Raw genomic sequence first — 12395 nt, forward strand, 5'->3', positions numbered from 1 at the left:
TTTAGTTATTAGGTTTATTAGACATTTCTAATAGTAATTCTCCACTAGTAACAACCTCACTTTGTGAAACTTTATAATTGTCTATTGGAGCACCATTTAAGGTTACCTTATTTACATACACATTTGTTGGACTATTGTTAATCGTTTTTATTTTAAAAGAACCATTGGCGTAATACTTCGGATTTAAGGCTATGGTTATTTCGTCAAAAATAGGGCTGCCTATTTGGTATTCAGGATTTTCTTCTGTTCCGCCATTCATTTGAAAAAGACCAATTTTAAGCAAAACATTCAAACTTCCCATCAAACCTTGATCTTCGTCACCGTTATACCCTGTTGATGGCGATAAACCACTAAACGTTTTTGCAATTACTTTACGTGTCCAAAATTGTGTAAGGTCTGGTCTGTTTAATTGATTAAACACAAATGAAGTTTGTATGGACGGTTGATTTCCAAAATTGATAGGGATTCTACTATATTCAGGGTGCAATTCAAGAGCGTGAGATGATCCTGCCGTAAAGCCTAATTTTTCCGCTTTTTCAAATTGAATATTTAACTTCTCTACTGCGGCTTCTTCTCCTCCCATTAATGAAGCCAAGCCTTTTAAATCATGTGGTACAAACCATGTAGATTGCGCTCCGTTTGACTCTATAAAGCCGTTTTCAACCTGATAAGGATCGTAGTCTTTTTTCCATATTCCCTCAACATTTTTTGGACGCATCCACCATATTTCTGTATCAAAAACATTCTTATAATTTGATGCTCTTTTCATGAAATACTCATAATCCTCCGTATGATTTAATTTTTTCGCCAATTGCGCTAAAGTCCAATCCTGATATGCATACTCCATCGTCATACTTGCGCCATCTTGATGGCTCCCAAAATCTCCTTCAGGAATAGGATAAGGAACAAAACCATTTTCTATATAGTATTTTAAACCACCTCCTAAGTTTGTGGTATGTTCATACCCTGCTTTCCCCATGATACCATTGAGCATATGGTTCTTTTTTAAAGCTTGATACATCTCTTCTATATCATTTTTCACAATACCTTTTTGGATAGCACTCACCATAAACGGAGTCGCAGATGCTCCCGTCATTACATAGGTATAATTTCCTCCTGACGGCCCTCTTGGGATGAGTCCTCCATCTTTATAATATTGCATTAATGAATACGTAAACTCTTCCATAATTTCAGGATACACAAGCCCCCATAAGGTGTTTAAAGTCCACTGTGCTCCCCAAAAAGAATCTGAATTATAGTGATTGAATTTTGGTTTACCATTAGCATCTAAAGGCAATTGTCCTACCCTAAATTCTTTTCCTGTATTATCAGGGTATGCGCCATTTACATCACTAATGATTCTACGGCCCTGAAGCGCATGCCATAAATCTGTATAAAATCTTCTTTGATCTTTTTCAGAGCCTCCTTTTACTTCAATTCTACTTAATAGATTATTCCATTCTTTTTTTGACTCATCTACAATAGTATTAAAATCCCAGTTTGGTAATTCTTTCTCAATATTAGCAGTTGCATTGGCCACTGAGGTATAAGAAATACCTACTTTCATGGTTACAGAACGTGCTGTATCTTTTAAATTGATAAGATAATTCTTGGTTTCTTCATCTTGTTCGAAAGAAGCTATCTCTGTATCTAGTACTACTTTAAAATAAACAGTAACGGGCTTTGGCCTCCGATGCGTAGGGGTCATTACTAATTTACCAGAAAGTTCCTTAGGTGTATTTTGCTCCAACAACCCTTTTATATTTTCACAAGGACCTAGTACAGTATTTAAATTAAATAAGATGGCCTTGTTGCTTGTATCTGGAAATTCATACTGATGTAGGCCAACTCTTTTTGTACTGGTTAATTCCGTTTTAATTTGATACCTCTCTAATTCTAATGAATGATAACCTGGAGTAATCTGTTCTTTTTCATGGCTGAACTTTGAATAAAAATCGGTGTAAATAGCTTCCTTGGTATGCTCGTTAATGGTAACAGGCATTACCGAAATGCCCGATAATTGCCAGGCATGAATATGACTGAAGCCTTTAATGGTATCTGTCTTGTAGCGATAACCACTGCCCCAAGCGCCACCTATTTGCGTATCTGGGTTTAAATTTACCATTCCGAAAGGACGGTTTGCAGACGAAAAGAAAAACCATCTAGAATTCTCTGAATCTAATAATGGATATACTTTTGCCGTATAGTCTACCGCGTCTTTAACGGTTGTAGTCGCTAAGGTATTTTCTGGTTCCTCTTTACATGACATAAGAAAAAGGAGAGAAATACTTAGTAAAGCAGTGCTGGTTTTAAGTGTTTTTATCAATCTCATTATCCTTGATTTACAGTGTCATATTTTTAAGATTTGCCTCAATAGCATCTAACATCTCATAGGTTGGAAAACCATTATTTTGTCTGCGAATAGCAATAGAATACCAATCTTTCCATTTGTCATCTAGATCTCCCGAGCTTCTGTGATCAAAAACTATCTTAAGTTTATTTTTTGCTTCTGGGAGTATTGTCATGGCTTCTGCTAGAAACTTCTTATCCTGTGTAGTTTCATATTTTCTTTTAAGCATTGCCATTTTATGAAGTGCCGTTTCAAATGCAATTAAATCTGAGTATAATTGTACTGGAAGAAAAATATAGGAATGATAAAAAGTATCACTCTTACTCACTTTTTCATACCCTATCTCCGCTTCATTAAATGCTTTTTTTAAATATGATTTTGTTTTTGCTGTATTTTCTAAATCTCCTAAAACACGTTCATAATCAAAAGGAATGGGTGTTTTTCCTGGGCGCACTATTGGAGCATTTGAAAGGTAGGAGACCGCTTCTCTAATTTCCCATAAATGTTCTACATACCCTTTTCTACCTTCTTGTGCTTTATGTAAATATTGCATTGAAGCAACGGCATGCTTAGCTACCTCGGTGCTGAAATAACGTTCTGTCCAAGTTTTATAAAATCCATCACTAGTAAAAGAATCTGGGTTGTAACAAACCTCACTGTAGGCTTCTAAATTTAAAAGAAATGGTCTAAAATTTTGACCGTTAACTAAACAGTATTTATCCGCATCATAGGTATCAAACATATGTTTCATGGCTGCTTCTACGAGATTTGGATAAGGGTTATGAACGGTATGGTTTAGCCAGTATCCTGCGTGCATATAAGTCCCAAAATCATATCCTTTTGTATCTTTTATTTCATGGTCAAAAGTTCCAAAACCATGGTCTGACCAAACTACGGTCCAATCTTTTGGAGGATTGAAACCTTCATTAAACATTTCCATCCCATCACTATAACAGATGGCTACTTTTATAGCTTCCGGATTGTATTGATCTACAAGAGCGCCAAAGGCCTCGTAGACTTCATTAAAAACATCAATTTTAGATTCGCCACAAGAGCTCTTATATTCCCAATCCCAAACCTGGTTTCTAGGACGCAGCACATAAATATCGGTCTTACTTAAAGGTGTTTTTTCTAAATAATATTTCCAAGCAGTGATCCAATCTTCTTTATAAGTTACCCAACATTCTGCTTTACTTTCATCCATTGGATGTATTTGATACCCTAATTCAAAATCTATTTGAATCTTCATGCCTTTTAATTTGGCATAATCTATCATCTTATCTAGATATTCAATATCTATCTGATAGTCAGGGTTTAATTTTTTATATTCAGGTCTTACATAAAATTCTGGCCTGCCCAACATGTCAAAAAATTGGATAGCATTGTAACGTAAGCGCACTAAAGAGTTTATCATTTCGGTATAACTCTCCCAATCATATTCTAGAATTTTACCTCTGTAATTTGCTAATTCATCTACATCATTTTCAAAATAGGCTAGAATGGGCACTTTCGGGGGTGCTATAGTTTTAGCTTTAAAATTATAAATAGCCGTTTTAGATTTGGCACTAGGCTTTTTTCCTGTCCAATATTCAAAAGGGTCTATTCCTAAAATTTCTTTTGCGTAATCATAAATTGCGTATTGCAGTCCCTCTACATCAGACCCGCCAATAACGATTGCTTCTTGTCCGTTTTGTAAGTTTGTTTTTGCCCAAATTCCTCCTCTTGATCCTGGCAATTCTGCAGACAATGTTATTTTTTTATCAGCAGCTAATTCTTTTAGTATTGAATTAGAACTTGTTGTCCCTAAAACAAAAATTGTCCCTGACGTTGGTACTTCGTCTTCATCAGTAAGAATAAAAATTTCTTCCGTTACCACCTTAGACAAGTCTTTTTTAAGATCATTAATGGTCTCTAATTCAACAGGATTAGCTGAAGAACCAATAAGTAAGAAATACTGGTTTGCATTAGGTTTTGCACATGAAAAAAATAGGAATAAAGCTATGGCACATAAAATCATTGCCACATTTTTTTTATAAGGAGTAGTAGTCATAGTTTTGATCTATAAAGAACTTAAAAAAGGGGAATAGAATTTTTAAAAAATAGGCAGGCAATTTCTCGCCTGCCTATAGACTAAAAAATTAAAATCACTAAAAATTAATTCTTCTAGTTAATTAGTATCCAGGGTTTTGAGTCATTGTCTCTGGAGACAATTGAAGTTCACTAGCTGGTATTGGACGTAATAAATGAATACTCGCATCAAAAGCTCCGTGATCTATAACCTGCGGATTATATTGCGCTATTCTTTCTTCTAATTTACCAGTACGCTTTAATACCGCCCATCTATTATCTTCCCCTGCAAGCTCTAAAGCACGCTCATCGAGAATATCATCTATAGTAATTGACGTATATTCATTAGCTACACCCGTAGCTCTTTCACGTACTCTATTGATATGAAATAACGCTTGAGAAGAATTTCCTGCTCCTAAATAAGCTTCTGCTGCTATTAAATGAGTTTCTGCTACTCTAAATACATACGTATCACGTGCTCCCAATCTTGTTTCATTAAAATCTTCATCATCAAACTTTTTGAAGATTGGAAAGTTGGTCAATTCTGCATTTAAAGTGTACAAATAATTTACACCAGCTATAGCATCTGGTCTTCCAAATAAATATTCATCTGGTTGATATACCCAATGACGATCTAAATGCTCTACCAATTCTGCTGCATCTAAAGCAACTTTTGGATAGTACACTACGGTATCTCCAGCCACTATAATATCTAATAAATTTCCGCTAGCATCTTTTAGCTCATCATCTGCATCAGCTAAAATGGCTCTATGAAAAGTAACATCATCTCTACTATCATTAGCCGCAAATAAAGAATAATAGTAGGGTGTTGGCATCATTGAAAAATCACTAAACCCGTATGGCGTTGTTGCTCTATTAACACCAGGATAATTAGCCACTTGATTCATAAATAACGAATGCTTATTGTTATCCTTGTCTGCTGTAAAACCACTAGTACCCCATTGCATGGCAAAAAGCACTTCATCATTTACTTGATTGTCATAAGCGAATAACTCCGCAAAAGACTGACTTCTAATATCATAACCATTAATTGCTTCTTCTGCTAATGCTGCTGCTGTAGCGAAATCTGTACTTTCTCCAAAAGAAGTATAGGCTCTAGTAAGGTAAACGTCTGCTAATACATGTTGGGCTGCTCTTTTAGAAAAACGTCCGGTTTCTGGGGCTTCTTCCAAATCTGGTATAGCTGCTTCCAAATCTGCAATAATAAGATTGTATGTTTCTTGCTCTGAAGATCTTACATAATCAGTACGGATACTCTGCACTTCCTCTACTTCAAGAACCACACCACCATATTGTTGTACTAAATTAAAATAAGCCAGGCCTCTTAAGCCTTTTGCTTGTGCAATACCATATGCTTTAGCGTCTAAATTAGAATCGCTCCACTCTATTTGATTTTCATAACGGTTAATAACAAAATTTGCTTTACCAATAACTCCATAATTATTTGCCCAAACAGATTGCCCTGCACTAGACGTTAAATTAAAATAATCATTGGTTGCAGAAAGCGAAGAAAGGTCTCCTTTATTCGCAAAAATATCGGTACCATCAAATTTAAAGGTGTAATCTCTATATACCGTACGCATACTTGTATATACACCTACCACTAATTGATCGGCATTATCTTGATCAATAAAATTCTCACTAGTAATATCTGAGTAAATATCTTCCTCTATATAGTCATTACATGCGCTTGTTGTTACCAAAACAGCGAACAAGACTATAGCATTATTTATGTTTTTTAATAATTTCATCTTTTTCTAGTTTAAAAATTAATAGGATAACTTAAGACCGAATAATATTGTTTTTACAGAATACCCCATATTATAAGAGTTCTGTAATCCTGTTTCTGGATCTGGACCATCAAAATCTGTAAAAGTGAATGGATTTTGAACATTTAGAGTCATACGTAAACTTGACATTTTAAATTTATCTAAAAGAGTGTCTGGGAAATCATATGCCATACCAATATTTGCTATTCTAACAAAAGACATATCTTCATAGAACCAAGGATTTGACTCCCCATATTCTGGTGAAGGATATTTACCATCTGGATTGTTAGGAGTCCAATAATCTTGATCTAAGCTATTGAATACTGCTTTATCACCATTAAAAGTTGCGAAATTTTGGTGGAATTCTGAATGTCCGAATACGCCTTGTCTTGTATTTACTTGAACATTCAGCTCTAAATTTTTATAACTAAATGTATTGGTCATCCCCGCAATCCAATCAGGTGACTGCGACCCTATAACTTTTTTATCATCTTGATTGATCACTCCGTCTCTTTCATCTGGAACACCATCACCATTAGTATCTACCGTTAATTGATCTACAAACTTATATTGCCCCGGTATACCTCCTAAAGCATCAGCTTCTGCCGCTTCATCAATTTGCCAAATACCATCAACTTCATAATCAAATACAGCATCAATAGGAGCACCTACTTGTAACACTCCATTTAGACGAGAATCTCCAAGAATTATTTGATCTACACCTGCGTATAGCTCTAGAATTTCGTTCTTGTTGTTTGAGAAATTGATATTCGTTTTCCAAGTGAAATTATCACTTCTTACATTCACGGTATTAAGAGTTACTTCGATACCACTATTACGTACGGAACCAAAATTACCAATTGCAGTTGGGGTATTTTCTTCATCCCCAAAACCTGTTATGAAAGATAATTGGCGCGCAAGAACACTACCTTCTGTCTTCTTATTGTAATATTCAAATCCTAAATTAATTCTATTATTTAAAACCCCTAATTCAAAACCAAAATTGTATTCTTTAGAAATTTCCCAAGATAAATCTGCATTAGACAGGTTTGAAACTACCTTTCCGATATTCGATTCATCGCCAAATAAATAGCCTGTCTGACTTAAAAATGCTAATGAACTGTATGGACTCACTGTTTTATCATTTCCAGACTCCCCATAACTTACTCGTAATTTTAAATTATTTAACCAATCTGTATTTTGAAGAAATTCTTCCTCACTAGCTTTCCATGCAAATGCTGCCGATGGAAAGAAAGCCCATTTATTTCCTTCTGATAATTTAGAAGAACCATCATACCTTCCTGTTGCTGTAAAAAGATATTTATCTTTAATGCTGTAGTTTAAACGGCCTGCAAAAGATGATAAGGTTTCTTTAGAATAAAAAGTTCCATAATCATTAGGAGTATCTGCTCCTGCTTGCGTATTAAAAAACAAGTAAGCATCGGTATCAAAATTACGAACTTGAATATTACTACCTTCTTCGTTATTGTAATAGATAGAAGTAATTAAGGTTGTTTTTAAATTATGACCTTCTGCAACATCAAAATTAAAATCAGCAATGTTATCCCAAGTGTATGAAGTATTTAAACCTGAATCATAATAAGAACTTATTCTGCTTTCATCATTTCTTGAAGATTTTGTCAATAAACCACGGTACTCACCAAAACGCTTAGCGCTTACATTTGGAGAGAATTGTGTTTTAAGGTTTAACCATTCTTTTGGCTTATAATTTAAAAATACGTTTGCAATTACATCCAAAGATCTGTCATTTACTCTCCAAGCCCCATCTGCTTCATAAAGCGGATTAAGAAAACGGTCATCTTGTGCATCTGGAGCAAGAACAGGTTCTCCATTCGCATCATAGGCACTCACAGTAGGAGCTAATCGTAAAGAACTTCTAAATAATTCTCTACTACCTTGCTCGCGTTCTGATAATGCTAAATATGTTTTAATCCCTACGGTTAGTTTATCTGATACCTTTTTTGAAAGAGAAGCACTAATATTATAACGCTCAAATTCTTCAATTCCCATTACACCTTCATCATGCAAATAACCTAAAGAACCACTATAAACTAAACCATTTGCTCCTCCTGACATACCTACAGTATGACTTGTTTGAACTCCTGTTTTTCTTAATAAGCCCATCCAATCAGTATAATTACCGCTAGCTACATTAGCAACTTCTTGGTTTCCGTTGCTACTGAAATATTCTGTAGAACGATCTATAGTTACATTATTATAATCTGCTACGGTTCTTGAAGTGTTTAACCATTCTCTAGCACGTAATACATCATCTACGAAACCAACATACTCATCGCCACTAAGCATATCTGGTATATTCGTTGCAGAACGCAAACCAAAACTAGATTCATAAGTAAATACAGTTTTTCCTTCAATACCATTCTTAGTAGTTATAATAACTACCCCATTTGCTCCTCTAGAACCATAAATAGCCGTTGCAGAAGCATCTTTTAAGATATCCATTTGCTGAATATCAGAAGGGTTTAATACATTAATATCATCAAAGAAAATACCATCTACAACATATAATGGTTGATCTGGATCATCACTCAAATCATCACTAACACCATCTCTTTCACCACCTTGGTTAGCCGTAATAACTGTATTACCTCTAATTTGGATATTAAGAGGTGCACCTGGTTTTGAATTTAATGTTCTAACATCTACCCCAGCTACTCTACCTTGTAGTGCTTGGCCAATATCTGTTTTCTTTTGCTCTGTTAAATTTTCAGCACTTAAAGAAGCTACCGCTCCTGTCAAATCGCTTTTCTTTACAGAACCATAACCAATAACAACTACTTCATCTAACAATGCTGTATCTTCAGTCAAGGTTACATTTAAAGAAGATTGTCCTTTATACGCTACTTCCTTAGTACTGTATCCTATATAAGAAAACTGTAATATTGCACCACTACTCGCTTCAATTTCAAAAATTCCATCAAAATCCGTAACAGTCCCATTGGTTGTTCCTTTTACGACTACGTTTGCTCCCGGAATGGGCATACCTAACTCATCTGCAACAACACCAGACACTTTAGTCTGCGCCAATAATGTTGATGACAAACCCAATAATAAGGTAACCATTAATAGTTTTAGTTTTTCCATTTTTTTCTTTGTTAAGTTAATTGTTCGCTAAAGTAATGTTAAGGGCCTGTTAACGAATGGACATATTATTCTGATATATGGACATAATTACTATATGAATCCTAAGTTAGTTGTCAATTTCACAAAAAGTGCTAGTTTAAAAGCTACTTTTTATAAAAATATTAGCCGTAAAATATCAAATATTAATTTCTGATGCATTATTTTTAGAAACCAATATAGACAGTATGTCCATGGTTTGGATTGATTTATCCATCCAAAAAAAGTGTAGATACCCTAATTTGCCTAACTTATTAACAAACTAAAATTTACCATGAAAAATTCCATTTTCTTTAATAGAATACTACTCCTATGTGTAGTATCGTTATTTTTTAACTGTAAGAACGAACCGAAAGATGATGCTCCTTGGATAAGCTTATTTGATGGAGAAACCTTAAATGGATGGAGCCAAAAAGGAGGTATCGCTAAATATACCGTTAGAGATGGGGCAATTGTAGGAAGTACTGTTCATGATACTCCAAATTCTTTTTTAACGTCTGATAAAATGTATGGTGATTTTATTTTAGAATTAGATTACAAGGTAGATTCTAGCATGAATTCTGGTATACAAATACGCAGCAACAGTTTTCCTAACTATAAAGACGGGAGAGTGCATGGCTATCAAGTAGAGATAGACCCTTCTGAAAGAGCTTGGAGCGGTGGTATTTATGACGAATCTAGACGCGGTTGGTTAAACCCGTTAGATGGTAACCCAGCCGCACAAAAGGCTTTCAAACAAAATGATTGGAACCATTATAGAATTGAGGCGATTGGTGACACTCTAAAGACTTGGATTAATAACGTTCCTGCTGCTTATTTAATTGATGGGAAAACAGGAAGTGGTTTCATATGCTTACAGGTTCATGAAATTCATGCAGATAAAAAAGAAGGAACAGAGATTATCTGGAAAAACGTAAAGATTCTTACAGATAGCGTTTCTAAATACAGCAGAAAATCACCCATCCAACCCATAAACACAAAAAACCAATTGACCATCGATGAGAAGAAGAAAGGCTGGAAATTATTATGGGATGGAGAAACTACTGATGGATGGCGTGGTGCTAAACTAGATAAGTTTCCTGAAACTGGCTGGAAAATTGAAGATGGTATCTTAAGTGTTCTAGCTTCTGGTGGCGGAGAATCTACTGCTGGCGGAGATATTGTTACGAATGAATTGTATGCTGATTTTGAACTTACAGTAGATTTTAAATTAACACCTGGCGCCAATAGCGGTATAAAATATTATGTAGATACAGAATTAAATAAAGGTGATGGTTCTTCTATTGGATTGGAATATCAGCTTTTAGATGATGCCTTACATCCTGATGCTAAGCTTGGTAATCATGATGGTAGTAGAACCGTGGCTTCGTTATATGATTTAATACAAGCAGATACCAACAAACCTATTCATCCAATCGGAGAATGGAATACCGCTTATATTATATCTAAAGACAACCATGTTGAACACTGGTTAAATGATGTAAAAGTTTTAGAATACGAAAGAAATAGTGAGGAGTACTTAAAATTAGTATCTGAAAGTAAATATGAGAAATGGCCAAATTTTGGTGCTTTAGAAAAAGGACAAATATTACTACAAGATCATGGTGATTTAGTGTCCTTTAAAAATGTAAAAATTCGTCCAATTAATACTATAAATGAATAAGAAGATGGGGTCAAACAGAAGAGATTTTATAAGAAAAACAGCTATTGGAGCTGTAGGAGTTACTTTAGGAAGCCATAGCGTAAATGCAATGTCTGCCAAGAGCTACTCAAAGATAATAGGTTCAAATGACAGAATCCATGTCGCTATTCAAGGTTTAGGAAGACGATACAATGCTTATATCTCTGCTATGGGTGATAAGAAAAATAATATCGAACTATCGTACTTATGTGATGTTATGAAAAGTCAGCGTGATAAAGCTGCTGCAAATGTTTCTAAATCTATTGGCGCAAAACCAAAATTAGAAAATGACATTAGGAACATCATTAACGATAAAAATGTAGATGCCATTTTTATGGCAACTCCTGATCATTGGCATGCTCCAGGTGCCTGTATGGCTATGCAAGCAGGGAAACATGTGTTTTTAGAAAAACCATGTAGCCACAATCCTGAGGAAGGAGAGCTATTAGTTGCTTATCAGAAAAAATACAATAAAGTAGTGCAAATGGGGAACCAACAACGTTCTTCATTACAATCACAAGAAATTATTAAAGACATACATAATGGTGTTATTGGTGATGCTTACAAAGCAATTGCCTTCTATACCAGTAAAAGAGGTGCGGTTCCGCATCAAGTAAAAGCAACCCCACCTGCTGGTTTAGATTGGGACTTATTTCAAGGTCCTGCTCCTAGAAGAGCTTATACAGACAACACTTGGGATTATAATTGGCACTGGTATGGTTGGGATTATGGTACCGCTGAAATGGGTAATAATGCGACACATGAATTAGATATTGCACGTTGGGCTTTAGATGTAGAATACCCTGAGCATGTGGCTGTCAACGCTGGCAAATTCCAATACAAGGATGATGGTTGGGAAATGTATGATACTATGGAAGCTACTTTTAATTTTGCCGACAAAAAAACAATCCAATGGGATGGTCGCAGCCGTAATGGGTATGACAAATATGGCGCTGGAAGAGGTACTATTGTTTATGGATCAGAAGGTTCTGCAAAAATAGATCGTGATGGCTATCGTTTATACAACCTTAAAGGGGAATTAATTAGAGAAAATGTTGTTCCTGGTATAGAAGATGGGAATGCTTTAGGCGGTGGCGGACAGCTTTCCGCTGCACATACTGTAAACTTTTTTGACGCTATTAGAGGTAAAGCGGAGTTAACCTCTCCTATTGATCAAGGCGCTATTAGTCAAATGCTTACACATTATGCAAATATTGCATACCGCATAGATAATTCTTTTGAAGTTGATGAAACTACAGGACGTATATTTAATAGAGAAGCCATGAAATTGTGGTCTAGAACGTACGAACCAGGATGGGAGATTAAATCCGTATAACCATCCAAA

At 35.2% G+C, this 12395-nt stretch carries 6 protein-coding genes; 2 read left to right on the forward strand and 4 right to left on the reverse strand.

Annotated features, from left to right (window positions below):
* Position 1: 1 nt before the first annotated feature.
* The 4 genes from BLQ19_RS03515 to BLQ19_RS03530 form a co-directional block, all read right to left on the reverse strand.
* Positions 2-2332 (reverse strand): GH92 family glycosyl hydrolase, encoded by a 2331-nt coding sequence (locus BLQ19_RS03515; protein WP_074537414.1) that lies wholly within the window; start codon positions 2330-2332, stop codon positions 2-4.
* Between the two features lie 10 nt (positions 2333-2342).
* Positions 2343-4400, reverse strand: coding sequence for a glycosyl hydrolase 115 family protein (locus tag BLQ19_RS03520; RefSeq protein WP_074537415.1), 2058 nt, complete (start codon positions 4398-4400; stop codon positions 2343-2345).
* Positions 4401-4521: 121 nt separating this feature from the next.
* Complete coding sequence (locus tag BLQ19_RS03525) at positions 4522-6189, reverse strand: RagB/SusD family nutrient uptake outer membrane protein (protein WP_074537416.1); 1668 nt, start codon at positions 6187-6189, stop codon at positions 4522-4524.
* An 18-nt stretch (positions 6190-6207) separates the two neighbouring features.
* Positions 6208-9333, reverse strand: a complete 3126-nt coding sequence (locus tag BLQ19_RS03530; protein ID WP_074537417.1) for a SusC/RagA family TonB-linked outer membrane protein — start codon at positions 9331-9333, stop codon at positions 6208-6210.
* 310 nt (positions 9334-9643) lie between these two features.
* Between BLQ19_RS03530 and BLQ19_RS03535 the strand changes: the two genes are divergently transcribed.
* Together BLQ19_RS03535 and BLQ19_RS03540 are read left to right on the forward strand one after the other, a co-directional pair.
* Complete coding sequence (locus tag BLQ19_RS03535) at positions 9644-11032, forward strand: 3-keto-disaccharide hydrolase (protein ID WP_074537418.1); 1389 nt, start codon at positions 9644-9646, stop codon at positions 11030-11032.
* Positions 11025-12386 carry a Gfo/Idh/MocA family protein gene (locus tag BLQ19_RS03540; RefSeq protein ID WP_074537419.1) on the forward strand — a complete coding sequence of 454 codons (1362 nt, stop codon included), beginning with the start codon at positions 11025-11027 and terminating at the stop codon, positions 12384-12386. Before BLQ19_RS03535 ends, BLQ19_RS03540 begins: the two co-directional genes overlap by 8 nt.
* The last annotated feature ends 9 nt before the right edge of the window (positions 12387-12395 follow it).

Origin of the sequence: Cellulophaga baltica (assembly GCF_900102165.1) — a bacterium.
GTDB classification, from domain to species: domain Bacteria; phylum Bacteroidota; class Bacteroidia; order Flavobacteriales; family Flavobacteriaceae; genus Cellulophaga; species Cellulophaga baltica.